Raw genomic sequence first — 26,775 nt, forward strand, 5'->3', positions numbered from 1 at the left:
CCTCTGAAGCCGACCGTCGCGAGGGTCCCAAGCGCAGGCTTCACCCCGCGCCCTGCCCTGTCCGATTCCGGGAGCGCGAGGGCGATGGCCCTCGCATTGGCCTTGCTTCGTTTCTGTGCGGCTTTGGATTTTGCTTTCCTACACACGGGCCCTTGTGCGAGACGGGACGGATGCGGTCGCACGCCTCACTCTCCCTTTGGAACCGAACGTTTTTTGAAGGTGACACGCGGGGGCCGGTGACACCCCCTGGACCGTGTCACCTGTGTCAACTTTGTGTCACCCTGTCCGCCCTTCGGGTGCGGACGCGGCCTTGCGGGCCACTTTTTGCCGCACGTACCCTTGCTCCTGTCCCGTCCGCGGCCTAAGGGCGCGCGCAAAGACTTGACGCCCTCTTCTTTGCAAGGAAGCCTTTCGACCATGAGCGATACTGTCCAGATCCGCCGCGCCCTGCTTTCGGTTTCCGACAAGACCGGGCTTGCCGAACTGGGCAAGGTCCTTGCCGATCGCGGCGTCGAGCTGGTCTCGACCGGCGGTACCGCCAAGGCGCTGCGCGAGGCGGGCCTGACCGTCAAGGACATCTCGGAAGTGACCAATTTCCCCGAGATGATGGACGGCCGCGTCAAGACGCTGCACCCCAAGGTCCACGGTGGGCTCTTGGCCGTGCGCGACAACGCCGAACATGCCGCCGCGATGGCCGAGCATGAAATCGGCGCGATCGACCTCGTCGTCGTCAACCTCTACCCCTTCGAGGCGACTGTCGCCAAGGGCGCGGACCGCGACACGATCATCGAGAACATCGACATCGGCGGCCCCTCGATGGTGCGCTCGGCGGCCAAGAACCACGCCTACGTCACCATCGTCACCGACCCGGTCGACTACGAGGGCCTGATGGTCGAACTGGAGGCCACCGACGGCGCCACCACGCTGGCGTTCCGCAAGCTGATGGCCGCGCGCGCCTTTGCCCAGACCGCCGCCTACGATTCGATGATCTCGCAGTGGTTCGCCTTTGCCGACCAGGGCCAGGAATTCCCCGAGATGCTCGCCGTCAACGGCCGCCTCTCCACCACCCTGCGCTATGGTGAGAACCCGCACCAGAAGGCCGCGCTCTACACGCCGGTCGGCCCCTACACCAAGGGTCTTGCCCAGGCCGAGCAGATCCAGGGCAAGGAACTCTCCTACAACAACTACAACGACGCCGACGCTGCCTTCGAACTCGCCGCCGAGTTCAAGGGCCAGAAGCCCTCGGTCGTCATCGTCAAGCACGCCAACCCTTGCGGCGTTGCCCAGGGTGACACGCTGCTGGGCGCCTGGAACGATGCCCTGGCCTGCGACGATGTCTCGGCCTTCGGCGGGATCGTCGCGGTCAACCAGACCCTCGATGGCCCGACCGCCGAGGCGATCTGCCAGATCTTCACCGAAGTCGTCGTCGCCCCCGACGCGGACGAGGACGCGCGCGCCTTCTTCGCCAAGAAGAAGAACCTGCGCCTCCTGCTCACCGGCGAACTGCCCGACCCGCGCCGCGGCGGCCTCAACGTGAAGCCCATCACCGGCGGCCTGCTCGTCCAGGGCCGCGACAACGGCGCCATCGGCTTCGATGACCTCAAGGTCGTCACCGAGCGCGCGCCCACCGACGCGGAACTCGCCGACTGCCTCTTCGCCTGGACCGTGGCCCGCCACGTCAAGTCAAACGCCATCGTCTACGCCAAGGACGGCGCCACCGCAGGCATCGGCGCAGGCCAGATGAACCGCCGCGACTCCTCGCGCATCGCCGCGGTGAAGGCCGCCGAAGCGGCTGAAAAGTTCGGTTGGGACAAGCCGCGCACCCATGGCAGCGCGGTGGCCTCGGACGCCTTCTTCCCCTTCGCGGACGGCCTCCTCGCCGCCGCCGAAGCTGGTGCCAGCGCGATCATCCAGCCCGGCGGCTCGATCCGCGACGATGAAGTGATCGCGGCGGCCAACGAGGCCGGTCTGGCGATGGTCTTCACCGGAATGCGCCATTTCCGTCACTAAGACACCGACACGCCGGGGGCCGCTGCGAACATGACCTTGCTCTGGCTCGGCCCCCTCGTGACGCTCGGCTTCATGGCCGGGTTCCTGATTTCGGCCATCCTGCTGCGCATGGGGCGCCTCTCGCGCCCGGCCAGCTGGATCGCCGCGCTCGGCCTTCCCTTCGGCTGCGCGACCTTGCCGGTGCTGATTCTGGCCGCGCTTTCGCTCTTCGAAATGCTGATGGAAACGCACAGTCCTTCGACAGGAATGTGACAAGTTCCCGCCGATTTCCTCGCCCTGCCGCCCACATGAAACAACTCATCGTCCGGTCAACGGATGATGCCCTTTATTCACTCGACGGTCAGCCGTTTTGGGACAAGAGGGCGCGGAAGAAACCGGCGGCCCGCGCCGCCAGAACCTCTGACCCGAACCTTTTAGATTGCCTGGATACCCTATGCGCCTGCTCAAGACCCAATTCGCCCGCTTCTTCGCTCTCGGCTTCGCCGGTGGGGCCGTGCTGGTGTTCGGCGTCATGGGCATCGACACCGGCACCTCGCTTTCGGACTCGATGGTCCCCCCGGCCGAAGCCGCCACCACGCGTTGAGGCACGCCGGACGCGGCGCACAGCCGTCCGGACTCACGGCCCCACCCGACATTGCGAAGCGGGGCCGAATGGCCCATATTGGAAGCATGGGCACCGATCTTCACGACGACTGCGAAATCACGCACGGCCACCACGAGCACAGCGGCGAAGGCCTGAAGAGGGCGGCGCGCGACGTGCTGGTATCGGCGGGTGAGCAGTGGACCGACATGCGCGCGGACGTGTTCGCCTCGCTGGCCGAACGCACCACGCCCGCTTCGGCCTATGACCTCGCCGAAAGCGTTTCGGCGCTGCGCGGCAAGCGCGTAGCCCCCAACAGCGTCTACCGTATTCTCGACCTCTTCGTGCGCACGAACCTGGCGCGCCGGGTGGAAAGCGCGAACGCCTACATCGCCAATTCGCATCCCGGCTGTCGTCACGACTGCATCTTCCTGATCTGCGATGCCTGCGGCGAAGTCGTGCACATTGATGACGACGAACTGACCGGCGCGCTCATCAAGGCCGCCCGCGACAACGGTTTTGCCGACGTGCGTCCGGTCGTCGAACTGCGCGGAACCTGCGCCTCATGCAGTTGAAGCGCTCTCTTTTCCCAGTGCCAACTTGAAACGCCCGCCAATTTCTTGACTTTTCCTTGGCACAATCCTTACGGACGGCCGTTAGGACCCGATGGCTCCGAAGTCGATCAGATCGACATGCCCGCCGCACACGTGTAAGGCTAACCTGATGAACGCCAGCTCGGCAACGCCCCTCCTCGATACCGTTTCCACCCCTGAAGACCTGCGTGCGCTTGCGCCCGGCCAGCTGCGCCAGCTTGCCGACGAGTTGCGCACCGAGACGATCTCGGCCGTGGGGCAGACCGGTGGGCACCTGGGCTCGGGGCTCGGCGTGGTCGAACTTACGGTCGCCTTGCACTACGTCTTCGACACGCCCGTCGACCGCCTGATCTGGGACGTGGGCCACCAGGCCTATCCGCACAAGATCCTGACCGGCCGCCGTGACCGTATCCGCACGCTGCGCCAGGGCGGCGGCCTCTCGGGTTTCACCAAGCGCTCCGAGAGCGAGTACGATCCCTTCGGCACCGCGCATAGCTCCACCTCGATCTCGGCTGCGCTCGGCTTTGCCATGGCCAACAAGATCAAGGGCGTGGCCGGACGCGGCATTGCGGTGATCGGCGACGGCGCGATGAGCGCAGGCATGGCCTACGAGGCGATGAACAACGCCGAGGCCGCGGGCAACCGCCTGATCGTGATCCTCAACGACAACGACATGTCGATTGCACCGCCGGTCGGGGGCCTCTCGTCCTACCTCGCGCGGCTTGTGTCCTCGGGCAAGTTCCTGGGTCTGCGCGAGCTTGCACGCCGCTTCGCCCGCCGCCTGCCGCGCCCGCTGGCGCAGGCTGCCCGCAAGACCGACGAATACGCCCGCGGCCTCGCCATGGGTGGCACGCTGTTCGAGGAACTGGGCTTCTATTATGTCGGCCCGCTCGACGGCCACGACCTCGATTCGCTGGTTCCAGTCCTCGAAAACGTGCGCGATGCGGGCGAAGGTCCGATCCTGCTCCATGTCGTGACGCAGAAGGGCAAGGGCTACCAACCCGCCGAGGATGCCGCCGACAAGTACCACGGCGTCCAGAAGTTCAATGTCGTCACCGGTGAGCAGACCAAGGCTCCCGCCGGTCCGCCCAGCTACACCGGCGTCTTTGCCAAGGCGCTGGTTGCCGAGGCCGAGAAGGACGACACGATCTGCGCGATCACCGCCGCGATGCCCTCGGGCACCGGGCTCGACAAGTTCGCCTCCTCCTTCCCCGAGCGTTCGTTCGATGTCGGCATCGCCGAACAGCACGCCGTGACATTCGCAGCCGGTCTGGCCGCACAGGGCATGCGTCCGTTCTGCGCGATCTACTCCACCTTCCTGCAGCGCGCCTTCGACCAGGTCGTGCACGACGTCGCGATCCAGAACCTGCCGGTGCGCTTCGCCATCGACCGGGCCGGGCTTGTCGGGGCAGACGGCGCCACCCACGCAGGGTCGTTCGACATCACCTACCTGGCGACGCTCCCCAACATGGTCGTCATGGCCGCTGCAGACGAAGCGGAACTGGTCCACATGACCCACACCGCCGCGCAGCATGACAGTGGCCCCATCGCCTTCCGCTACCCGCGTGGCAACGGCGTGGGCGTGGAACTGCCCGAGACCCCGCTGCGCCTCGAGATCGGCAAGGGCCGCGTGGTGCGCGGTTCGGCGGAAAAGGGCGGCAAGGTCGCCATTCTCTCGCTCGGCACGCGCCTTGGCGAAGCGCTCAAGGCCTCCGACACGCTGGAGGCCAAGGGCCTGCCGACGACGGTCGCCGACATGCGCTTTGCCAAGCCGCTCGACACCGACCTCATCCGTCGCCTGATGCTGAACCACGAAGTGGTCATCACGCTGGAGGAAGGGTCGATCGGCGGCCTTGGTGCCCACGTCCTCACCATGGCGAGCGACGAGGGCCTTACCGATGCGGGCCTCAAGATCCGCACCATGCGCCTGCCCGACGTCTTCCAGGACCAGGACAAGCCCGAGAAGCAGTACGACGATGCCGGCCTCAACGCGCCGCAGATCGTCGACACCGTGCTTTCAGCGCTGCGCCACAACAGCCAGGGCGTGAGCGAAGCGCGGGCCTGAGCGAAAGAACGAAGGATGAAGTTCCGAGGGCCATCGCCCTCGGGCTCCCCATACCAATCTACCTCACCTTAACCCGCTATTCTGGTGGAGAGAGGTGAGCTCGCCCATTTGGGGGTCAAGGGGCGATGGCCCCTTGAATCATTCGCCTTCCTTCAATGCGCGTAGATCATCCTGCGCGTCATTCCCCCATCGATGACGAACTGCTGCCCGGTGATGAAGCCCGCCGCATCCGAGGCGAGGAATTCGACAGCCCCGGCGATATCGGCCGGCACGCCGATCCGCCCCACGGGATGCTGCGTGCGATCAATGGGCCGATGTTCGGGTTCGCTGCGCGCGCTGGCCTTCTGCCAGTCGGCCGTCTCGATCCAGCCCGGCAGGATCGCGTTCACGCGAATGTCGGGGCCAAGGCTGATGGCAAGCGCGTGGGTCATCGCGCATAGCGCGCCCTTGGCCGCCGCGTAGGCCTCGGTATCGGGTTCGGACTGGAGCGCGCGGGTGGACGCCATGAGGACGATGCTTCCCTCCCGCGCGCGCAAGGGCGCGACCGCCCCCCGCACGGCCAGGAACGCCCCTGTCACGTGGCTGTCCTGCCAGCGCCGCCACTCCTGTAGCGAAAGCTCCTCGATCGGCCCGGAGACCGGATCCGCGATCCCCGCGTTGGAAACGAGGAGATCAAGGCCGGCATTGTCCGTCCACCGCGCGACCTGCGCAAAGGCGTGCGCCATGCCATCCTCGTCCGCCACATCGACGGCCTGGGTCAGAAGCGGCTGACTGCCGCTCTCGGCCGCGAGGTCGGCCAGCGCCTCGTCGTCACGGTCGAAGGCAGCCACCTTCCACCCTTTGCCAAGGAGATGGAGGACCACCCCCTTGCCGATACCCTGAGCGCCGCCCGTCACAATCGCGATCCGCATGGTGTCCTCGTGTGTCCCTTCGTCGTTTCAGGGGATGAACGCCTGCGGAGCGCGAAAGTGTCGCGACGGCCAGCTTACCAGCTGTAGGCCTTGGGCAGGTAGGTGCGATCGAGGTCCTTGTAGCGTTCGCGCAGCCGTGCCTGGTGGCTGTCGAAGGGCTGCTTGACCCCGTCGATGTAGACCGCCTCGGGCGCCGAGGAGAGCTCCAGCGGATCGCCGTCCCAGATCACCACGTCGCCTACCGCACCAGGTGCCAGGACGCCTTCCTTGCCCCCCATGCCGCTGATCTCGGCCGGGATCGAGGTGATCGCGGCAAAGGCCTGCGCCCAGGTGAGGCCAGTCGCTCCCGGCAGCTTGGTCAGCGCCACAAGGTTCCCGGCCTGCTCGGCCGCGCGGCGGGGCTGGTTGTCGCCCACGAAAAGGCCAATGCCGACCTTGACGCCCGCCTGGACCATGCGCCCGACATTCGACTGGGTCGCGCCCAGCACCTCGAACTGCTCGGGCAAGTCACGCAGCGGCATGGTCAGGACCGGGACGCCCGAGGCGGCGATCTCGTTCGCCACCATCCAGCCCTCGCTCGCGCCGATCAGCACGAGTTTGAGCGCGGGAAACTCGCTCTTGAGCGCGAGCACGGCGCGAATGTCCGAAGCGCGCTCGACATGGACGTAGAGCGCCTGTTCGCCCGAGAGGACAGGTGCGAGAGCCATCGCATCGGCATGAGTCAGCAGCGCATCGGAGGCCCGTTCGGCGGAAGCCGAAGCGCCTGCAAGCGCCTTCGCCTCGCGCAGCGCATTGCGCAGCGTGACGTGCGCGGACATGCGGCTGCCCCCGGCCTCGCGCGCGCCGCCTTCGCCCAGGACCACGAACTGGAAGGCGCGGGGCTTGTCGACCAACCCGGCATCCGCGCCCAGATCGATGAGTGCACCCTGCCCGGCAAAGATCGCGTTGCCCGGGAACGGCGTCACGCTGGCGCGCGTCACCCCGCCTTCGCGGCTGACCGCGATATGCTCGTTGGCCGGGTTCAAGGCGGGCACGACATCGAGGCTGGCGTTGAACGGGCTCTTGTCGGCCGAGAGATCGTTGCTGTCGCCGACCGCCTGCACGTCCCACAGGCCCATGTCCGAGACCGCCGCGAAGATGCCGGGCGTCACCCACTTGCCGGTGCCGTCCACAGTCTCGACCCCGGCCGGGACCGCGACGCCCACGCCTGCGGCCACGACCTTGCCCGCCTGGACAAGAACAGTCGCACCTTCGACGGGTTCGCTGCCATCGCCCTTCGCCAGCGTGGCGTTGGTAACGGCAAGGTTCTGCGCGGACGCGGCAAGCGGCGCGGCGATGGCCGCCAGGCTGGCGGCAAATGCGAGGATACGGCTCATTTCACGTCTCCTTCACCGGGCTGGCCAAGTTCGAAATCGCTGACCGGACGCATCCGGGGATTGGTGGCATCGAACAGCATCGCGCCGTCGATCCAGACCTTTTCCGGGCGGGTGTAGACCGAGAGCGGATCACCGTTCCACAGGACGACGTCGGCCATCTTGCCTTCTTCCAGACTGCCGGTCTGATCGGAAATGCCCGCCGCCTTGGCCGCGTTGTAGGTGAACCAGGAAATGACCTGGGCATCGGGAATGTCGATCCCCATCCGGCGCCCGGCACCTTGCGCCTTGGCCGCCGCCTGGTTGAGGCGCTGGATGCCGTTCTGGTCGTCCGAGTGGATGACCACGCAGGCGCCTTCCTTGGCGATCAGCGCGGCATTCTCGGGGATGCCATCGTAGGCCTCCATCTTGAACCCGTACCAATCCGCCCATACCGCCGAGCACACGTCCGCCTCGCGCAGCATGTCGGCGATCTTGTAGCTCTCGACCGCGTGGTGGAAGGTGGTGACCCTGTAGCCCGCCTCCTTCGCCATATCCAGCACGAGCGCCATTTCCTCGGCCCGGTAGCAGTGGTTCTGGACGAGGATCTCGCCCTTCAGCACGCCCTCCAGCGTTTCCTTGGCAAGGTCACGCTTTTCGTGGTCGCCCTCCATGTAGGCTTTGGCGTCGATCCACGTCTGGCGATTGACCGCGAAGTTGCCCATGCGCGTGGACGGCTTCATCCCGCGCGAGCCGTAGACGCGCTTGGGATTTTCGCCGCAGGCCATCTTGAGCGAATAGGGCGCGCCCGGGAACTTCATCTGCTGCACGGTGATCGCGGGCACGTTCTTGAGCATGACCGAGCGCCCACCCATGAGGTTGGCCGACCCCGGCAGGATCAGGAGCGAGGTCACCCCGCCGTTCGCCAGCGCGCGGCTGAAGCCCGGATCCTGCGGCCAGACCGAATGCTCCGCCCAGACATCGGGCGTCGTCGGCGCGGTGGCCTCGTTGCCGTCCGAGTTGGCATCGACACCGGGCGAGGCGTAGTCGCCCAGATGCGAGTGCGCGTCGATGACGCCCGGCGTCACGAACTTGCCCGTGCCATCGATGCGGTCGTAGCCTTCGGGGATGGCGAGGTCGGAGGCACCCACGGCCACGACCTTGCCCTCGGCAAAGAGCACCGTGCCGTTGTCGATCCGGCCGCCACGCCCGTCATAGACGGTGGCGCCCACCAGCGCCGTCGGGCGCCCGGGATAGGCCCGGTAAGTCGAGGCGTAGGGCACCTCGCGCGACGCCTCGGCGTCCTTCTCCTTCTTCTTCGCCTGCGCGCCCGGCGCCAGCGTAAGCGCGAGGGTCAGCGCCAGTGCGCTGCTCCACCGCCCGATCTGCGACGTCATCCTCATGTGTCATGCCCCTGCTTGAAAGAACTCCGGCCCGATCATCGCTGACCGGGCCGGAGGGTTGTGTCCTTAGTTCGGCTTCACCTCGGGGTGAACGCCGCCTTCCTGGGCTTCAAGGCCCGCCTCGCCCTGCCCGGCAAGGTCGTCCACCGCGCTGTCGTCGCGCAAGCTGTCGAGGTGCATGAGGCGCTTGACCAGCGGGCTGAGGACGAGGACGGCCACGCCGATCCCCACGCCATACCAGCCCACCGTGTTGTAGACGCCCAGCACCAGTTCCTTGCCCGCTTCGCCGCCTTCGAGGCCATCGCCGCCTGCCGCCTGCGAGATGAGGCCCGCCGCAAAGTTGCCCGTTGCCGAGGCAAAGAACCAGGTGCCCATGATGAGCGAGGCCATGTGCGCGGGCGCCAGTCGGTTCATCGCCGAAAGGCCGACCGGCGAGAGGCACAGCTCACCCGTGGTGTGGAGAAGGTAGATGAGGAAGATGAAGAGCACCGGCACGGCGTTGTCCATTCCCGCAGCCTTCGCGCCCCAGACGAGAACGAGGAAGCCAAGACCCACCTGGATGACGCCCAGGCCGAACTTGAACGGGGCCGAAGGCTCGAACCCGCGGCGGCCCAGCATCGTCCAGATCCCGGCGAAAAGCGGGGCCAGAAGGAAGATATAGGCCGCATTCAGCGACTGGAACATCGAGGCAGGCGCCTCGAAGCCGAGCATGTTGCGATCGACCTCACGGTCGGTGAAGAGCGAGAGCGAGTTGCCCGCCTGCTCGAACAGCGCCCAGAACACGATCGAGACGAAGATCAGGAACAGCGCGGCAAAGATGCGGTCACGGTCATGGCCGGGCAGCTTCACGACCGAATAGAGGATCACGCCCAGGACCAGAATGCCACCAAAGACGCCGAGCAGCGTGCCGACCACGGCCTGGTTCTGGACCAGCCACCAGCAGGCCAGCACGGCCACGAGGCCCACGCCGTAGAGCGCCCATTCAAAGCCCTTCGACAAGGGCTTGGGCGCTTCGCCGCGGCCCATCAGGAGCGGCTTGAAGACGACGAAGACGACAAGGCCGAGCAGCATGCCCACGCCCGCCGCACCAAAGCCGTAGGACCAGCCGTAGACCTCGCCCAGGTAGCCGCACAGCAGCGAACCGAGGAAGGCGCCTAGGTTAATGCCCATGTAGAAGATGGTGTAGGCCGGATCGCGGCGGGCATCGGTGCGCGGGTAGAGCTGGCCGACGATCACCGAGATGTTCGCCTTCAGGAAGCCGGAGCCCACGATGATGAAGGCGAGCGCCAGCCAGAACACGTTGAGGCTGGCCGCATCCTGTCCGCCCGAACCTTCAAAGCCCATCAGGAAATGGCCGAATGTCAGGAGTATAGCGCCGTAGGCCACGGCCTTGCGCTGCCCCAGGTAGCGGTCGGCCAGATAGCCACCCAGCACCGGGGTGATGTATACGAGCGCGGTGTAGGCGCCGTAGATGACACCCGCTTCCCCGTCCGAGAAAAGCCAGTGCTTGGTCAGGTAGAAAATGAGCAGCGCGCGCATGCCGTAGTAGGAGAAGCGCTCCCACATCTCGGCAAAGAACAGGACGAAGAGGCCTTTCGGATGCCCCAATATGGTGCCGCGGGCATCCCCGCTTTCGGCATAGTGTGTCGCCATCGACCCCGGAATTCCCTTGATTGATCGTGTTGTTCGGCCCTGTGCGCCGCGCAGCAAAGGGGCGCGGGCCGCGTATGACGGGCGAGCCTAGCGCCAAAACGGTCATTGTGAAGGGGGGACCTTGCCTCGTGCACACCCATGTCACGGCGCGAAGGCCCGCGATTCGGCCTGGAAATGGACGGGCAAAGGTTAGGCGTTGCGTCATGCGCCACGAAATGTCATTTTCCCTTTCGACGCGGACGTTTGAATACGCAATTTTATGATTCGAAGGGGTGCGGTCCTTTTTTCGGGCCGCTGTTGGAACCAGTTCCGGAACGTCCGGCATGGTCGGACCCGGTGCAATTGGGGGATGCAATGATCAGATCCGAACTGCTGCAGGCACTCGCCAAGGAAAATCCAGAGCTGCGCGCCGAAGACGTGGAAAGTGCGCTCGACACCTTCTTCAACGAGATCGGCCAGCGCCTCGCCGACGGTGGACGCGTGGAACTGCGCGGTTTCGGCGCCTTCTCGACACGCCACCGTGACAGCCGCGTGGGCCGCAACCCGCGCACCGGCGAAAGCGTGGAGGTCCCCGAAAAGCGGGTGCCCTACTTCAAGCCGGGCAAGGAAATGCGCGCGCGCCTCAACGTCACCTGAACGGGCCGGGCGCGCCGCCGCACGCCGGGCTTCGGGCGCGCCGGCCAGGTCCTCGCAAGTTCCCCGTTGCCGCCGGCCCCGCGATCTGCCAGATCGCTGCCCACGCCTGTGCGGGCGTGGCGGAATGGTAGACGCCGGGGACTTAAAATCCCCTGATCCTTGATCGTGCGGGTTCGAGTCCCGCCGCCCGCACCACACGCCTGTCCGGGTTGGCCGAGCGCGGCCTGCCCGTGGAGCGCTCCATTCGATGCCTGCTTTCGATCCTCACGTTGCCCGGATCTGACCGGCTACTAACTCCGCGCCATCTGGCCGCGCTGGCCCAGTGCCCGCGTCGGCTCTGGCTGGAGGTCCATCACCCCGAGTTGGCGCGAGCCACGCCCCACTTCGAGAGCGCGCCCTTCGACATTCACGAACTTGCCCGCGAGCAGGAAGGCGCCGGCACGCGCCTTGGCCCGCACCACAGCCACGAAACGGCGCTGCGACGTACCCGCCAGATCCTGGCCGCTGGGCATCCGGGTCCTATCTTCGAGGCCCGCTTCGACCACGAAGGCTTCGTAGCCGATGCGGACCTGCTCATCCGCGATCCCCTGGCGCCGGGGCGCTGGCGGCTCCATGCCGTCCACAGGACCACCAAGCCCAAGCCTCAGCATGTCGCCAGGCTGGCGGCCCAGATGTGGATCGTCGAGCAGTGCGGGTTGCCGATCTCGCGCGCCCGGATCCGCCATATCGCCCCCGACTTCGTGCTCGACACGCCGGGGGAGTATCGTGGCCTCTTCGCCGACACCGACGTCACCGCCTCCGCGCGCGCGCAGCAATCCGACATGGCCGATCTGCTCGGCGAAGCCCGCCGGATCGTCGCGGGACTCGAACCGGACTGCCCGACCGGCCCGCATTGCCGCAAGCCTGCGCCCTGCCCCTTCGCCGCGCATTGCCAGGCGCTGGAGGACGCGCCGGAATGGCCGGTCACGCTGCTTCCGGACGGAGGCGGGCGCAAGTGGGCCCGCAAGGGCGTGTGCGACCTTCTGGAACTTGACGCCGCGACCATGGCCAAGCCACGTGAGGCCCGCATCGTGGCGGCCACCCAGAGCGGCACACCGTTTCATGACGCCCAGGGCGCGCGCCGCGCCATGGCCTCCTGGAGCTGGCCACGCGCCTGGCTCGATTTCGAGACGATTGCCGCCTCGGTACCGCTCTGGGCGGGCACCCGGCCCTACCAGCAGGTTCCCTTCCAGTTCTCGCTTCACCTCGAGCAGGCCGATGGCACGATGACCCACCATCAATACCTGTGCGTCGATGGCAGCGACCCGCGACCGGGCTGCGCCGAGGCGCTGGCGCGCACGATCCCACCCAACGCGACCATCATTGCCTACAACGCCGGGTTCGAGCGCGCGATCCTGCGCGCGCTGGCACGCCAGGTCCCTGCCTTCGAAGCCCCCCTGATGGCGCTTGCCGAACGCACGGTCGACCTGCTCCCCGTCACCCGCAACCACTGGTACCACCGCGACCAGCGTGGCTCTTGGTCGATCAAGGCGGTGCTGCCCACGATTGCCCCGGAACTCGCTTACACGCAGCTTGCCGTTCAGGACGGCGCGATGGCCCAGGACAGCTTTCTGGAAGCCAGTTCGCCCACCACCTCGCCCGAGCGCCGCCGCGCGCTGGAAGAGGCATTGCGGGCCTATTGCACCCGCGACACCTGGGCGATGGTGATCCTGGCCAGACGACTTGCCGCTCCACAGGAAGGGAACGCGAACGATTAAGGGCCGCCTCGGCTTGCGAAGGTTGGGACCATACCTGATCCCGCCATGATCCCCGCGCATTGCCAGCGCCCACACCATCGGTAGAGTGGCTCCGGAATGGGCGCGCCGTTCCATCCGCACCGCGAGGCGCGCGCGTCCGAAAACACAGGGGGCCCTGCCGATCTCATGACCATACAGCACGTTCTTTCGGCACGCGGCCACGCGTCCCCGCACCCACGTACATCTGCAATGGCGCGTGCATGGGGCGTTGCCGCTGGCCTCGCAGCCCTTGCGCTGGCACCCCTGCCCGCCGAGGCGCAGGACTATGACATTGAGGCCAGCCGCCTCCTCGCCAGCCCCAGGTTCGAGGCCGCCAGGCAATCGCTCGCGGCCGACTACGACACCATTGTCGCCGATCTCATCACCCTGACCGAGATCGAGGCGCCCCCGTTCAAGGAGGCCAGGCGCGCCGCCGCCTACGCGCAGATGCTGAAGGCCGCCGGGCTCGAGAACGTCCAGACCGATGCCCAAGGCAATGTCATGGGCCTGCGCAAAGGATCGGGTGGTGGCCCGCTGATCGCGGTCGCCGCACACCTCGACACGGTTTTCCCAGAGGGTACCGACGTCACCGTAAAGCGCGAGGGCAATCGCCTGGCGGCCCCCGGCATCGGCGATGACACCAGCAGCCTGCCGGTGCTCCTCGCCTTCATCCGTGCCATGGACAAGGCCGGATACACGACCAGGGCCGATATCCTGTTCCTGGGCGATGTGGGCGAAGAGGGCCCGGGCAACCTTCGCGGCATGCGCCATCTCTTCAACGAAGGCCCCTACGCAGGCAAGATCGATGCCTTCATCTCCTTTGAGCCGGGCAAGGCCGGGCGCATTACCCATGGCGGCATCGGCTCCAGGCGCTACACGGTGACTTTCAAGGGGCCCGGTGGGCACAGCTACGGCGCCTTTGGCCTGGTCAACCCGGCCTACGCGATGAGCGATGCGATCACCCAGTTCGCCAGGATGCAGGTGCCCGCCTCGCCGAAGACGACCTACAGCGTGGGGATCGTCGAGGGCGGCACCTCGGTCAACTCGATCCCCTTCGCAACGACGATGACTGTCGACATGCGCTCGGAGAGCGCCGAGGAACTGGCAAAGGAGGAAGCCGCCTTCCTCGCCATCCTGCCCGGCGCCGCCGCGCGCGAGAACGCCGCGCGCTCGACCAAACAGGGCGAGATCACCTATGAGACAACGCTCATCGGCGATCGCCCGGTCGGCCTCACCGCGCGCTCCGCGCCGATCGTCGAATATGCGCGCGCCAGCAGCGAGGCGATGGGCTTCCAAGTCCACTACGGCAGCAGTTCGACCGACAGCAACCTCCCGATGAGCCTGGGCATTCCCGCCGTCACGCTGGGCTCGGGCTTCACCACGCACCGCGCGCACTCGCTCGATGAGTACCTCGAACTCGACCGCGAGAACGACCTTGCCAGCATGAGCGCCGGGCTCGCCACGCTGCTGCTCCTCGCCAAGGCAGACTAGATCCCAGGACACCCGGCGCCACGAAGCACAAAAGGGGCGATTCATGAAACTGATCCGCACGCTGGCTCTGTTCACCGCGAGTACGGCCCGGACCACGACAGCCCCGAACACGCCCGCCCTGGCCCAGGACCGGCCGACCTGCCAGGACAGCGAATGGGCGGGCCGATCTCGACGCGCGGTTCGCCCATAACCGGAGCGTGCTGGCGCTCGTCGACGCCACCAGGCTCGCCGCCTGGCGCCTGCGCCGGGCCCAGGCCACGGGCCGGACGGACGAGGCAATACTCGCCCCCATCGCACAGCGCCTGCTGACCTCGACGCCGCGCTGGGCCCGGTGACCCCGGCCGAGCTCACCGCCTACCTTCAGGGTGCGCCCGCTCTCCCCGAGAGCTGAGGTCGCCCCTCCCGCCATGGCGTGTGCAAGGCTCGGCGCATAGCCAGAGGACGCTCCTGGTCGGCTTCAAGGTGCTCTGATCCCCCCTCGGATGGGCGGGACCGCAATTTCGGGCCTCGTCTCTGACGCCCCCGCTCGCTCGGGAGGACCTGGCAACGAAGGGTTCGTACGACGCACCAGTTCTTGGAGAAAAAGGCAACTTCATTACATTTTTATGGCAATTTTGTTCGCATCACTACGCCCACGAAAAACCTAGAGGACATCCTGCAGATCAGTTGACAGACGCAATCGAACTTGAAAGAGCAACGAGAGCCGCTCCCCCGCAAATATTGCGTCGCACAATGCAGCCTTCTTGCACCCGATCACATTGTTGCAGTTTGTTTCTGCAATACCGATATCTTGTTGGAGTAATTCGGCCAAAGGATACATTTTTTATTTAAAACCAAAGCGTTGCATGATTGCAACGCCTCACAAATATATTGCTTCAACGTTTCCAAAAGCATTGAACGTCCTTTCCCTGCCCGCCAACAGGCAGCGCTCATGGCTTTCGCGTCTGCCGATCGCGGAGCCCTGCAACCGAGCCGGATCCCCCAGCGCCCCCACGCTGTCCGGTTCCAAGGGACAAGGACAACTACGTGACACCCACTTTCCGGAAGGCCGCGCTGCGCGGCGCCACCAGCCTGACCGCTTTCGCCCTGCTGTGCGGCACCGCCCAGGCCCAGGACGCCACCGCTCCGGCTCCGGCCGCCAGCGAAGGCGCCGACGATGTCATCATCGTCACCGGCTCGATCACCCGCAACCCGGCGGCCGCCACGGCCTCGCCGGTCGTCTCGATCACCTCGGACGATCTTGAGAAGCGCGGCATCAAGACTGTCGCCGACACGCTGCAGACGCTGACCGCCAACAACGCGGGCACGATCCCCGCCAGCTGGTCGGGCAACGGCTTCACCACGGGCGCCACCGCCCCGTCGCTGCGCGGCTTCAACAACGCCTACACGCTGACGCTGTTCGACGGCATGCGCACCGCCTACTACCCGCTTGCGGACGACGGCCAGCGCAACATCGTCGACATCAACTCGATGCCCGGTTCGATTGTCGACCGCGTCGACACCCTGCTCGACGGCGCCTCGGCGACCTACGGCTCGGACGCGATCGCGGGCGTGGTCAACGTCATCTCCAAGCGCCAGATCCAGGGCCTGCACCTCGATGCCTCGATGGGCGTCTCGCAGCGCGGCGACGGTGACGAGCAGCGCATCAACGGCACGTATGGCTACGGCGATCTCGACGACCAGGGCTTCAACATCTACGCGAACTTCGAATACCAGAAGAACGCCGCGATGGATCTCTCGGCCCGCAAGGGTCCGTGGAGCACGGCCGACCAGTCCTCGATCTGCGGCGGCCCGACCGACGGCTGCCTGACCAACAACGTGCGCAACGGCATCCAGGCCGACGGCGGCTACGGCGGCATCCAGTCGACCATCGTGCCCTTCGTCCAGCCTTTCACGCAGGACGCCACGGGCGCCTACGTCGCGCAAGGCGATTACCAGATGCTCAACCCGAGCGCAGGCTGCGGCCGCCTGAACGCGCTCACGCTGACGCCGGAGCAGCAGCAGAACGCCACCGTTGTCGGCACCCCCTCGGTGGTCTGCCAGCAGGACCTCACCAACGACTACGAAGCCTACACCGCGCGCACCAAGCGTATCGGTGGCACGCTGCGCGGCACGGTGCGCCTGAACGACCTCACCGAGGCGTTCCTGATGTTCAACTACTACAACGTGACCACCGCGAACCGCATGGCCCCCTCGGGCTGGACCGGCCGCACCGCGGCGGGTGGCGATCGCGTCACGATCAGCCAGATCTACCTGCCCGCCTATGTCTGCGCGAACGGCGTGGGCACGCTGTCGGGCGAGGCCAACAACATCCTGAGCGGCACGGGCTGCGATGCCAGCAACGGCACGCTCAACCCGAACAACCCGTTTGCCGCGCAGAGCCAGTCGGCCCGCCTGCTCGGCATGCCCGACATGCCGCGCTACACCTACACCAACGCCAAGACCTACCGCATCTCGGGCGGCGTCGACGGCTCGTTCGGTGACGGTTGGGACTACATGATCGGCGCGACCGCTTCGGAAGTCACGCTGGACGTCACCAACACCGGCTACATCAACGCCCAGGGCCTGATGGACGCGGTGGCGCAGGGCACCTACAACTTCATGGATCCCTCGGCCAACTCGGCCGAAGCCATCCAGGGCGTGTTCCCCGACCAGCACAAGCGCGCGACCTCGAAGCTGGCGCAGGTCATGGCGACCCTCAGCAAGGACGTGTTCGAGCTGCCGGGCGGCATGGTCAACGTGGCCATCCAGGGCCAGTACCGCTACGAGTCGATCAACAACCCGAGCTCGAACGCCCCCAACGACGTCAACCCGGCGGATCGCTACTATGGCATCAACGCCATCGGCGTGAAGGGTCACCGCGACGTGTGGTCGGCGGCTTACGAAATCTCGGTTCCGATCGTGGACGAATTCCGCGTGAAGGCCGACGGCTCGTATGACCACTACTCGACCGGCCAGGAAAACTTCGCGCCCAAGTTCGAGGCCGAATTCCAGCCGATCGACGAGATCAAGCTGCGCGGCACGTTCACCAAGGGCTTCCGCGCCCCGAACCTGAACGAATCGTTCCAGCTGCCTTCGACCGGCTACATCACCTCGACGATCAACTGCAGCAATGCCGCGTTCCAGTCGTTCTGTGACGCACACGCCAGCAACCCCGGCTACTACGAGGGCGGCTACAGCGTGGGCATCACTTCGGCCGGCAACCCGGACCTGAAGTCCGAGAAGTCGACCTCGTACACCTTCGGCGCGGTGATCCAGCCGACCCGCAACATCACGCTGACGGTCGACTACTGGCGCACCAAGATCAAGAACCTGATCACCTCGGTGAACCCCACCGATGAGCTCTACGCCGCGTACTACGGCAACAACGGCCAGGTGAACATGCCCGGCATCACCGTGACGCAGGGTGCGCCCGATCCGGAGAACCTGGGTGCACTTCCGCTGATCGGCGAAGTCGGCAGCTCGTTCCAGAACGCGAACTCGATGCTCGGCAAGGGTATCGACGTCTCGGGCTCGGCCTACTTCGGGCTCACCGACACGATCACCTGGCGCACCAACGCCACGGCCTCGTACCTGATCCGTCTGCAGCAGGACATCGACGGCACGATCAACCGCTTCGACGGTTCGCTGGGTGGCTGCAACTGGACCTCGTGCTCGGGCGCCCCGCGCTTCCGCGCTTCGTGGCAGAACACGCTGGACTTCGCCGACACCACCAGCGTGACGCTCACCGCGTACTACACCAGCGGCTATTCGAGCACCGCGTCGGATGCCGGCGGCACCTACAAGGACTGCGAAGCCAGCGCGGCGGCCGGTCAGCTCGTGACCTACCCGGACAGCGGCCGTGCCGTGCAGTGCCATGGCCCCAGCACCTTCAACCTCGACGGCCACGCCGAGACGAAGATCGCCGACGGCAAGTTCACGCTCTACGCGGATGTCATGAACATCCTCGACGGCAAGCCCAAGTACGACCCGAACGCTGCCTACGGCATCTACAACTTCAACGCCGCGTGGCAGGGCTCGCTCTTCATGGGCCGCTACTTCCGCATCGGCGCGAAGGTGGACTTCTAAGGCAACCCGCGTCTCGTCCGGCGGTCCGGTCCCTTGTGGACCGTCGGACAGGACGGCGCCCGTCGTCCGGTTCCCCGCCGCGGTTGCCCGAAACCCTGACCGCGGCGCATCCTCCCGCCGGACCGACCGGGCCCCGAGAAGGGGCGGCCTCCCCACGAGGCCGCCCCTTTTTCGTGTCCGCAAGCCACGCACATGTCCGTAGGCTGCCGCTTGCGATCCGCTAACCCTATCCGACCTAGATTGCCTCTCCAGGCCGCTTGATTGGCTGGCTAACCGAATGGCCGGAAGGAGATCGGATGGTCCGTGCCCTGTTCCCCGCGGCATCGCGGGCTAGAAGCGAGAGCCTGGTCGAGGCGCCGCCTGGTGCCCCCAGCTCACCCTTCGGGCGGCGGGCGCCGCGCGAGCACGTAGAGATGCTGGCGCGCTTTCGCCGCACCATTTCCAGCAGCACGGTCATGCTCAAGGATCTGACCCCCTATGGCGCCCGGATCGAGGGCGTGGAGGGGCTCGAACCCGACGAAGCGGTGCGCCTCGCCCTGCCCGGCCAGCGCCCGGCCCTCGCCTTCGTCGCCTGGTCCAACGCGCATTGCGCCGGGCTGGAGTTCGCAGAGCCGCTCGACCTCTATGTCTACGGAGATCTCGTGCGGCGCTACGCGCTGCCCGGAGAGCGGGACTGACCCGCCCACGATGGGCCGCGCGCTCAGGTCACGACCGGTTCGAGGACCTGGAGCGTGCCCGCATCGGCATCGAGGCGCACCTGGCACCCCACCGGCACGCTCGCCTGCGCGGCCATGTGACCGATCGAGAGCCCCTGGAAAGCCGGAATGCCAAGCCCGCCGAAATGCTGGTCGAGCACTTCGTAGATCGTGAAGTTGGAATAGCCGGGCCCCGGGTTGCGGCAATTGGTGCACTGGCCGAAGACGACGCCCGCCAGGCCTTTGAGAACACCGGCCAGGGCAAGCTGGGTCAACATGCGGTCGATCCGGTACTCGGACTCGTTGGTGTCCTCCAGGAACAGGACGGCGCCGCGCATGTCGGGAAAATAGGGCGTACCGACCAGCGCCGAAAGCACGCTGAGATTGCCGCCCAGAAGCCGACCTTCCGCCTGCCCGCCCGCAAAGACGCGCGGGCCCCGGCGACCTCCGCCCAGGCTGGGACCGGAGTAGCCTGCCACCGAGAGCGTGGGGGTCGCGCCCTCGAAGGCCAGCGCGCGCCAGCTTTCCCAGGCCACGGGCGGCCAGCTGGCCGAGGCATTGGGGCCATGCAGGCTGGGCGCGCAGCCATGGGCGGCCAGCGCGGCGTGGAGCGCGGTGTTGTCGCTGAAACCGGTGAAGAGCTTGGGGTGACGGCGCAGCGCGGCAAAGTCCAGCCGGGGCAGGATGCGCGCGGTGCCCCAGCCGCCGCGCACGGCCATGACGCCCTTTACGCGGGGGTCCTGCCAGGTTTCCATGAAGGCGGCCGCGCGCGCCGCGTCCTCCCCCGCAAGATAGCCCGCCCGCGCGGTCAGATTGGGCGCGAGGATCGGCTCCAGCCCCATCGCGCGCACCGCCTCGGCGATTTCCTCGATCCCGAACCGGTCGCCGATGAAGCCCGCCGGCGCGACCAGCCCCAGCCCGTCGCCGGGCCGCAGGCGCGGGGCGCGGAGCCTTTCGCCCCTGCCCGCGTTGTCCTTCGCATGCGCGCGATCGGCGACGGCAGATGGGAGACCCGAAAGGGCAAGCCCCCCGGCCAGGGTCGCGACGGTTTTCAGGCATTGACGTCTGGACTGCATGGTGTGGCACCCTAGCCACGCCCCGCGGCGGCGTCTCGGCAAATCTCTCGACGGACCGGCCTTCCCGGTCCATGGATAGGCAAATGACAGAAGAAGAAAAGAAACTCACCGACCGCCGCTTCTACAAGGCGGAACAGGAAGCCACCTTCGCCGGCGAACAGACCGGCACCCTGCAGACGCAGCACCCGGCCTACCAGCTGGCCTTCCAGGACACCGATTTCCTGCTGCGCGACGAACTGCGTCCGGTCCGCTTCCAGCTTGAACTGCTCAAGCCCGAGATGCTGCTGGAAGAAGCCAACATCGGCTCCACCCTCGTCATGTACGGCTCGGCCCGCATTCCCTCGCCCGAAAAGTGCGACGACGTGCTCGCGAAGGCCTCCAGCGACGAGGACAGGAAGGTTGCCGAGCGACTCGTCGCCAAGGCCAAGTACTACGAGGAAGCGCGCAAGCTCGCCCGCATCGCCAGCCAGTGCGGCCTGGTGGAAAAGGGCATGCGCCAGTTCGTCGTGTGCTCGGGCGGCGGCCCCTCGATCATGGAGGCGGCCAACCGCGGCGCGCACGAGGTCGGCGCGGAATCGCTGGGCCTCAACATCGTCCTCCCGCACGAGCAGGCGCCCAACCCCTACGTCACGCCGCGCCTCTCCTTCCAGTTCCACTACTTCGCACTGAGGAAGATGCACTTCCTGCTGCGCGCCCGCGCGGTCGCCGTGTTCCCGGGCGGCTTTGGTACGCTCGATGAGATGCTGGAGATGATCACCCTCATCCAGACCGGCAAGATGAAGCCGATCCCGGTGCTCCTCTACGGACGCGAGTTCTGGGAAAAGGTCATCAATTTCGAGGCCTTGGCTGAGGAAGGCGTGATTGCGAGGAAGGACCTCGACCTGTTCACCTGGTGCGAGACCGCCGAGGACGGGTGGAAGGCGATCCGTGCCTTCTACGATCTCGACTGCGGGTAAGGCAGGGCAAGAAAAGGACGTATCCGAGGGCCATCGCCCTCGGGCTCCCCGAACTTGTCGACTTCACCTTGAGAGCATGACCTTGGCCGGGAAACGAGAGGTCACCCATTCCGGGGTCAAGGGGCGATGGGCCCTTGAAAGAATCCTATCGGACCGCCTGGTGCCCCATCGGGCCATGCCCGGCGCCCAGCCCCGGGGCCGCGCTGAGGGCGCGGCGCACGAATTCGCGCGCGCCTTCGACCGCCTCGGGCAGCGACAGGCCCTGCCCCAGGCCCGTCGCAATCGCGCTCGAAAGCGTGCAGCCGGTGCCGTGGGTGTGGCGGGTGACAATGCGCGGTGCGCGCCAGATGACCGGGGCCTCGCCCGGCACCATCAACCGGTCCTCGACCACGTCGCCTTCGGCATCGCCGCCCTTGGCAAGGTAGGCCACGCCTAGCGCTTCCAGGGCCGCATCGCCGCCCAGGGCTTCGAGTTCAGGCACGTTGGGCGTCGTCAGCGCGGCGCAGGCCATGAGCCGGGAGAAGGCCGCGATCGTTGCCGCATCGGCCAGCACCGATCCCGATGTCGCGACCATGACCGGATCGAACACGACAGGCACGCCCAGTTCCTCCAGCCGCGCGGCCACCACGTGCGCGATCTCGGCCGAACCCAGCATGCCGATCTTCACCGCATCGACCCCAATGTCGCTGACGCAGGCATCGATCTGCGCGCCCACCATCTCGGGCGAGAGCGCGACGACGTCGGTCACTCCGCAGGTGTTCTGCGCCGTGATCGCGGTGATCGCGGTCATGGCGTAGCCGCCCAGCATCGTGATCGTCTTGATGTCGGCCTGGATGCCCGCTCCCCCTGAGGAATCCGAGCCGGCGATGGAAAGAATACGAGGAGGTGTGGTCATGGCCTGAGGCTTGTCACTTGGCCTTGTAGCGGCGCACCTTGGACGGCGGCGCGGCGTCGTGGTGCTTCTTGGCGCGGGTCGGGCGGTCGGTCAGCTCGCCCCCGCATTCGGGGCACAGGTCATCGAGATCCTCCGCGCATTCCGCGCAGTAGGTGCACTCGAACGACCAGATGAAGGCGCCGGGCGCTTCGGCGGGAAGATTGGCGCCGCAGCGCGCGCAATCGGGACGCATTTCCAGGGCCATCAGCCGGCTACCTCTTCAATCGCAGTGCAGATCGCGGCGACCACCGCCTCGACCTTGGCGGCATCGTCGCCCTCGGCCATGACCCGGATCACCGGTTCGGTGCCCGAGGGACGGATGACAAGGCGGCCCTCGCCGCGCAGCGTGTTCTCGGCCTCGGCGATGACGGCCTGCACCCGCGCATCCTCCAGCGGCTTGCCGCCTGCAAAGCGCACGTTGCGCAAGAGCTGAGGGACCGGATCGAAGAGGTGGAGCACCTCGCTCGCCTTCTTGCCCGACTGGACCAGCGCAGCGAGCACCTGGAGGGCCGCCACGGTGCCATCGCCGGTCGTCGCATGGTCGAGCAGGATCATGTGGCCCGACTGCTCTCCGCCCACATTGAAGCCGCCCGACTTCATGCGTTCGAGCACGTGCCGGTCGCCCACCTTGGTGCGCTCCAGCGTCAGCTCAAGGCCCTGGAGGTAGCGCTCCAGGCCCAGGTTCGACATGACCGTGGCCACCACGCCCCCGCCGCGCAGCTTGCCGCGCGCGGCCATCTGTGTGCCGAGCAGCGCCATGATCTGATCCCCGTCCACGACCTTGCCGTTCTCGTCGACGACGATCAGCCGGTCGGCATCGCCATCGAGCGCAATGCCGATGTCGCAGCCGCCCGAGACGACCGTCTCCTGCAAGAGGTCGGGATGGGTCGAGCCGCAGGCCTTGTTGATGTTCTTGCCGTTGGGCGTCACGCCCACCGTCACCACTTCGGCGCCCAGTTCCCAGAACGCGGATGGGGCGACCTGGTAGGCCGCGCCATTGGCGCAGTCGACCGCGATCTTGAGGCCATCCAGCCGCACCGTATTGGGCAGCGAGGCCTTCACGGCGTGGATGTAGCGCCCGCGCGCGTCATCGATACGCCGCGCCCGGCCGATCTCCTCGGCATCGGCAAGCTCCAGGTCCTCGCCCAGCATCTTCTCGATCGCCAGTTCGTCGGCGTCGGAGAGCTTGAAGCCATCGGGGCCGAAGAGCTTGATGCCGTTGTCCTCGTAGGGATTGTGGCTGGCCGAGATCATCACGCCGACATCGGCGCGCAATTCGCGGGTGAGCAGCGCGACCGCGGGCGTGGGCATCGGGCCCAGCAGGATCACGTCCATCCCCACGCTGGTGAAGCCGGCGGTCATCGCGTTCTCGAGCATGTAGCCCGACAGGCGCGTGTCCTTGCCGATCACCACGCGGTGGCGGTGGGTGCCGCGCTGGAACAGCTTGCCCGCTGCCTGGCCGACCTTGGCGGCCATCGCGGCGGTCATCGCGCCCTGGTTGGTGCGGCCGCGAATGCCGTCGGTTCCGAAGAATTGCTTGCTCATGCCTGTCCGTCACCTGCCGTGCGTCTTGCAAATTGCCATGCCGCGCCGGGCTGGTAATGTCACCCCCCTCGCCCGTCCTTTCACCCGGATGCGCCTTTTCCTACCCCCTCCAGACACGACCAGGGACCTTGATGACCGAGCCTTCCAGCGCCAGCCGCATGCCCGAGATCCGCGTTCCGGGTCTCCTCACGCTGGGCGGCCTTCTGGCCGGGCTGGCCGCGGGCGCCCTGTTCAAGGGGTCGGCACCGCTGCGCGATATCCTGATTCTGGCAGAGCCGCTGGGCGACCTGTGGCTGCGCGCGCTCAAGATGACGATCCTGCCGCTGGTCGCAGGGCTGCTGTTCACCGGCATCGTCGAGACCGCCGCGGCCGCGCAGGCGGGCACCATGGCTCGCCGCACGCTCGGCCTCATCGTGGGCGTGCTGGCGGCCAGCGCCTGCCTCGGCGGCCTCCTGATGCCGCTTCTCCTGCGTCTGTTTCCCGCCCCCACGCTCGATCTTGCAGGCCACGGCGAGGCGCCCGAAGCCAACCTCCCCGGCCTTGGCGATTTCCTCGGCTCGCTCGTCCCCTCCAACGTGCTGGGCGCGGCGGCCGAGGACGCGATGCTGCCGGTGATCGTCTTCGTCGCGCTTTTCGCACTGGCCTCCACCCGCCTCGCCGAAGAACCGCGCCGTCAGCTCGCCCTCCTGTTCGAGGGGCTTGCCGGCGCGATGATCGTCGTCATCGGGTGGGTGCTCAGACTGGCGCCGCTCGGCGTCTTTGCGCTCGGCCTGTCGCTTGCCGCGCGCACCGGCGCGGCGGCGATCGGCACTCTAGGCCACTACATTCTGCTCGTCGGGGCGCTGGGCGCGGTGTTCCTGCTGACCGCCTATCCGCTCGCGGTGCTGGTCGGGCGGCGACGGATCGGTGCCTTTGCCCGCGCGGTCCTGCCCGCGCAGGTCGTGGCGGTTTCCACCCAATCCTCGCTCGCCAGCCTGCCCGCAATGCTGGCCGCCGCACGCGCGCTGCGGGTTCCTGCCACGGCAGCCGAATTTGCGCTGCCCCTCGCAGTCACGCTGTTTCGCGCGACGGGCCCTGCGATGAACGTCGGCGTCGCCGTCTACGCCGCGCAGCTCGCCGGGTACGAACTTTCGGCCAGCGCCATCGCGGCGGGTGTCCTCGTCGCCTTCGTCACCACCTTCGGCACGGTCTCGCTTCCCGGCACGGTCAGCTTCATCGCCTCCACCGGGCCGATTGCCGCCGCGATGGGCGCGCCGCTCTGGCCGCTTGGCATCCTTGTCGCCGTCGAGATGCTGCCCGACATCATGCGCACGCTGGGCAACGTGACGATGGATGTCGCGGTGACGACGGCGGTGGCAGGAGAAGAGAGAGGCGAAGGCGATGCCGCGCCCGACGCGCCCACAGTCCACTAGGACCCAGTGCCTAAGGCTCCAGTTCGATGTCCCAATACAGCCAGTCGCGCCAGGTCTCGTGCAGGTAGTTGGGCGGAAAGGCCTTTCCGCGGTCCTGCAGCTGCCAGCTGGTCGGCTTGATGGGCGCAACCATGGGCGGCATGTTCGCCTGCTTGGGCGTGCGCCCCCCCTTTCTAAGGTTGCAGGGCGAACAGGCGGTGAGGATGTTCTCCCAGCTCGTCTTTCCGCCCAGACGCCGCGGGACCACGTGGTCGAAGGTCAGGTTGTGCGGCGATCCGCAGTACTGGCACGTGAACTTGTCGCGCAGGAACAGGTTGAAGCGCGTGAAGGCGGGAAACTCGGAGGGTTTGACGTAGTCGTGGAGCGCGATCACCGAGGGGATCTGCATCGTCCAGCTGGGGCTGCGCACCGCCCGGTCGTAGCACGAGACCACGTCCACCTTCTCCAGCACCACCGCCTTGATCGCGGTCTGCCAGGGCCAGACACTGAGCGGGTAATAGGAGAGCGGCGTGTAATCCGCATTGAGAACGAGCGCAGGGCAGTCCGAAAGACTTCGGGAGGGATCATCCTCCGCGCTGCGGAAACGGGCCGCGCGCTCTATCAGCTCCGATCTGAGCATGGCCTCCTGTCGCAGGCCGTGATGACAAGTTCATGGCAGCACATGAAGTCTTTTGCAGCACTTGCGCGACTCGGCGTCAAGTCCCCTATGGTACAGCCCTGCCGAAATGCGACGAACACCTGCGCGCTGATCAGAACAACATCTTCACTTCACGAGCCTTTTTCATGACCCGTACACGCTTTGCGCCCAGCCCCAACGGCTCGCTTCACCTGGGCCATGCCTATGCCGCCATCGTTGCGCACGATCTGGCCCACGAACGCGGCGGAGAATTCCTCGTGCGCATCGAGGACATCGACGGTGCGCGCAGCCGCCAGGAACTCGCCGAGGAGGCGCTGAAAGACCTTGCCTGGCTGGGCCTCGCCTGGGACGGACCGGTGCGCATCCAGTCGCGCAACGTCACCGCGCACGTGGCCGCGGGCGAGCGCCTGAAGGCAATGGGCCTCCTCTATCCCTGCCGCTGCACCCGCGCCGAAATAGCCGCAAATGCCACCCGAATGGGACCCGATGGGCCGGTCTACCCCGGCACCTGCAACCACCGCGCCCTCGATCCCGAAGGCGCGGCCTGGCGCATCGACATGGAGGCGGCGATCTCACGCGCCGGGCCCCTCACCTGGGAGGACGGACGGGCCGGTGTGCAGCTGGCCGATCCGGCGCCCTACGGCGATGTCGTGCTGCTGCGAAAGGACCTTCCGGGCAGCTACCACCTCGCCGCCACGCTCGATGATGCCGCAGACGGTATCACGCTCGTGACGCGAGGCATGGACCTGTTCGGCGCCAGCCACATCCACCGCCTGCTCCAGGCCCTGCTCGCCCTGCCCGTGCCCACCTGGCACCACCACCCCCTGCTGGTCGAGCCGGACGGGCGCAAGCTGGCCAAGCGGCGCGGCTCACCCTCGCTCGCCGACCGGCGCCGCGCGGGCGAAGATGGCCCCGCACTCGCGGCGGCCCTGCGCGCCCATGCCTTCCCCGCTGGCCTTTCGCTGGGCGAAGGCGTAGCCTGA

22 protein-coding genes and 1 tRNA gene are annotated in these 26,775 nt (G+C 66.9%); 14 read left to right on the forward strand and 9 right to left on the reverse strand.

Features of this window, described 5'->3' with window-relative positions; genetic code table 11:
- Nucleotides 1–417: 417 nt before the first annotated feature.
- The 5 genes from purH (at nucleotide 418) to dxs (ending at nucleotide 5,248) form a co-directional block, all read left to right on the forward strand.
- Nucleotides 418–2,010, forward strand: coding sequence for a bifunctional phosphoribosylaminoimidazolecarboxamide formyltransferase/IMP cyclohydrolase (gene purH, locus HT578_RS12215; protein WP_213499739.1), 1,593 nt, complete (start codon nucleotides 418–420; stop codon nucleotides 2,008–2,010).
- A gap of 30 nt (nucleotides 2,011–2,040) precedes the next feature.
- The gene (locus tag HT578_RS12220; RefSeq protein ID WP_213499741.1) at nucleotides 2,041–2,262 is read left to right on the forward strand and encodes a hypothetical protein; all 222 of its coding nucleotides are present in this window, start codon (nucleotides 2,041–2,043) and stop codon (nucleotides 2,260–2,262) included.
- 181 nt (nucleotides 2,263–2,443) lie between these two features.
- Nucleotides 2,444–2,593: a hypothetical protein gene (locus tag HT578_RS12225; RefSeq protein ID WP_213499743.1), complete on the forward strand. Its 150-nt coding sequence runs from the start codon at nucleotides 2,444–2,446 to the stop codon at nucleotides 2,591–2,593.
- A 68-nt stretch (nucleotides 2,594–2,661) separates the two neighbouring features.
- On the forward strand, nucleotides 2,662–3,165 hold the full coding sequence (locus tag HT578_RS12230) for a Fur family transcriptional regulator (RefSeq protein ID WP_239026266.1): 504 nt from the start codon (nucleotides 2,662–2,664) through the stop codon (nucleotides 3,163–3,165).
- A gap of 148 nt (nucleotides 3,166–3,313) precedes the next feature.
- Nucleotides 3,314–5,248, forward strand: coding sequence for a 1-deoxy-D-xylulose-5-phosphate synthase (gene dxs / locus HT578_RS12235; RefSeq protein ID WP_213499745.1), 1,935 nt, complete (start codon nucleotides 3,314–3,316; stop codon nucleotides 5,246–5,248).
- Between the two features lie 152 nt (nucleotides 5,249–5,400).
- Here dxs and HT578_RS12240 read toward each other — a convergent pair whose 3' ends face one another.
- The 4 genes from HT578_RS12240 to HT578_RS12255 form a co-directional block, all read right to left on the reverse strand.
- Nucleotides 5,401–6,159 (reverse strand): SDR family oxidoreductase, encoded by a 759-nt coding sequence (locus HT578_RS12240; protein ID WP_213499747.1) that lies wholly within the window; start codon nucleotides 6,157–6,159, stop codon nucleotides 5,401–5,403.
- Between the two features lie 74 nt (nucleotides 6,160–6,233).
- Entirely contained in the window at nucleotides 6,234–7,535 is a 1,302-nt protein-coding gene (locus HT578_RS12245) for an amidohydrolase family protein (RefSeq protein WP_213499749.1), read from the reverse strand.
- On the reverse strand, nucleotides 7,532–8,914 hold the full coding sequence (locus tag HT578_RS12250) for an amidohydrolase (protein ID WP_213499750.1): 1,383 nt from the start codon (nucleotides 8,912–8,914) through the stop codon (nucleotides 7,532–7,534). Before HT578_RS12250 ends, HT578_RS12245 begins: the two co-directional genes overlap by 4 nt.
- Nucleotides 8,915–8,980: 66 nt before the next feature.
- On the reverse strand, nucleotides 8,981–10,567 hold the full coding sequence (locus HT578_RS12255) for a peptide MFS transporter (RefSeq protein WP_213499752.1): 1,587 nt from the start codon (nucleotides 10,565–10,567) through the stop codon (nucleotides 8,981–8,983).
- Nucleotides 10,568–10,921: 354 nt separating this feature from the next.
- Here HT578_RS12255 and HT578_RS12260 point away from each other — a divergent pair, with 354 nt between their 5' ends.
- From HT578_RS12260 to HT578_RS12285, 6 genes are all read left to right on the forward strand, one after another.
- Nucleotides 10,922–11,203, forward strand: coding sequence for an integration host factor subunit beta (locus HT578_RS12260; protein WP_039390108.1), 282 nt, complete (start codon nucleotides 10,922–10,924; stop codon nucleotides 11,201–11,203).
- 110 nt (nucleotides 11,204–11,313) lie between these two features.
- Nucleotides 11,314–11,398, forward strand: a tRNA-Leu gene (locus HT578_RS12265).
- A 35-nt stretch (nucleotides 11,399–11,433) separates the two neighbouring features.
- Nucleotides 11,434–12,960, forward strand: coding sequence for a DUF2779 domain-containing protein (locus HT578_RS22260; protein WP_239026267.1), 1,527 nt, complete (start codon nucleotides 11,434–11,436; stop codon nucleotides 12,958–12,960).
- 228 nt (nucleotides 12,961–13,188) lie between these two features.
- Nucleotides 13,189–14,469 carry a M20/M25/M40 family metallo-hydrolase gene (locus tag HT578_RS12275; RefSeq protein ID WP_213499754.1) on the forward strand — a complete coding sequence of 427 codons (1,281 nt, stop codon included), beginning with the start codon at nucleotides 13,189–13,191 and terminating at the stop codon, nucleotides 14,467–14,469.
- 1,026 nt (nucleotides 14,470–15,495) lie between these two features.
- The gene (locus HT578_RS12280) at nucleotides 15,496–18,537 is read left to right on the forward strand and encodes a TonB-dependent receptor plug domain-containing protein (RefSeq protein WP_213499756.1); all 3,042 of its coding nucleotides are present in this window, start codon (nucleotides 15,496–15,498) and stop codon (nucleotides 18,535–18,537) included.
- A 413-nt stretch (nucleotides 18,538–18,950) separates the two neighbouring features.
- On the forward strand, nucleotides 18,951–19,214 hold the full coding sequence (locus HT578_RS12285) for a hypothetical protein (protein WP_239026268.1): 264 nt from the start codon (nucleotides 18,951–18,953) through the stop codon (nucleotides 19,212–19,214).
- Between the two features lie 23 nt (nucleotides 19,215–19,237).
- Here the strand turns inward: HT578_RS12285 and HT578_RS12290 are convergent, their stop codons facing one another.
- A complete protein-coding gene (locus HT578_RS12290; protein ID WP_213499758.1) occupies nucleotides 19,238–20,308 on the reverse strand; it encodes a S66 peptidase family protein in 1,071 nt (356 codons plus the stop codon).
- 83 nt (nucleotides 20,309–20,391) lie between these two features.
- Between HT578_RS12290 and HT578_RS12295 the strand changes: the two genes are divergently transcribed.
- Entirely contained in the window at nucleotides 20,392–21,264 is an 873-nt protein-coding gene (locus tag HT578_RS12295) for an LOG family protein (RefSeq protein ID WP_039390103.1), read from the forward strand.
- A gap of 145 nt (nucleotides 21,265–21,409) precedes the next feature.
- Here HT578_RS12295 and thiD read toward each other — a convergent pair whose 3' ends face one another.
- The 3 genes from thiD to glmM are packed head-to-tail and all read right to left on the reverse strand — an operon-like array spanning nucleotide 21,410 to nucleotide 23,743.
- Entirely contained in the window at nucleotides 21,410–22,159 is a 750-nt protein-coding gene (thiD, locus tag HT578_RS12300) for a bifunctional hydroxymethylpyrimidine kinase/phosphomethylpyrimidine kinase (protein ID WP_213499760.1), read from the reverse strand.
- A 13-nt stretch (nucleotides 22,160–22,172) separates the two neighbouring features.
- A complete protein-coding gene (locus HT578_RS12305; protein ID WP_213499762.1) occupies nucleotides 22,173–22,403 on the reverse strand; it encodes a DUF1272 domain-containing protein in 231 nt (76 codons plus the stop codon).
- The gene (glmM, locus tag HT578_RS12310; RefSeq protein ID WP_213499771.1) at nucleotides 22,403–23,743 is read right to left on the reverse strand and encodes a phosphoglucosamine mutase; all 1,341 of its coding nucleotides are present in this window, start codon (nucleotides 23,741–23,743) and stop codon (nucleotides 22,403–22,405) included. The genes HT578_RS12305 and glmM overlap by 1 nt, the downstream gene beginning before the upstream one ends.
- Before the next feature lie 131 nt (nucleotides 23,744–23,874).
- Between glmM and HT578_RS12315 the strand changes: the two genes are divergently transcribed.
- Entirely contained in the window at nucleotides 23,875–25,155 is a 1,281-nt protein-coding gene (locus tag HT578_RS12315; protein WP_239026269.1) for a dicarboxylate/amino acid:cation symporter, read from the forward strand.
- A gap of 10 nt (nucleotides 25,156–25,165) precedes the next feature.
- Here HT578_RS12315 and HT578_RS12320 read toward each other — a convergent pair whose 3' ends face one another.
- Nucleotides 25,166–25,774, reverse strand: coding sequence for an HNH endonuclease (locus tag HT578_RS12320; protein ID WP_213499773.1), 609 nt, complete (start codon nucleotides 25,772–25,774; stop codon nucleotides 25,166–25,168).
- A 164-nt stretch (nucleotides 25,775–25,938) separates the two neighbouring features.
- On the opposite strand from HT578_RS12320, the gene gluQRS reads away from it, so the two are divergent.
- The gene (gluQRS, locus tag HT578_RS12325; RefSeq protein WP_213499775.1) at nucleotides 25,939–26,775 is read left to right on the forward strand and encodes a tRNA glutamyl-Q(34) synthetase GluQRS; all 837 of its coding nucleotides are present in this window, start codon (nucleotides 25,939–25,941) and stop codon (nucleotides 26,773–26,775) included.

The organism is Novosphingobium decolorationis (assembly GCF_018417475.1).
GTDB classification, from domain to species: Bacteria; Pseudomonadota; Alphaproteobacteria; order Sphingomonadales; family Sphingomonadaceae; genus Novosphingobium; species Novosphingobium decolorationis.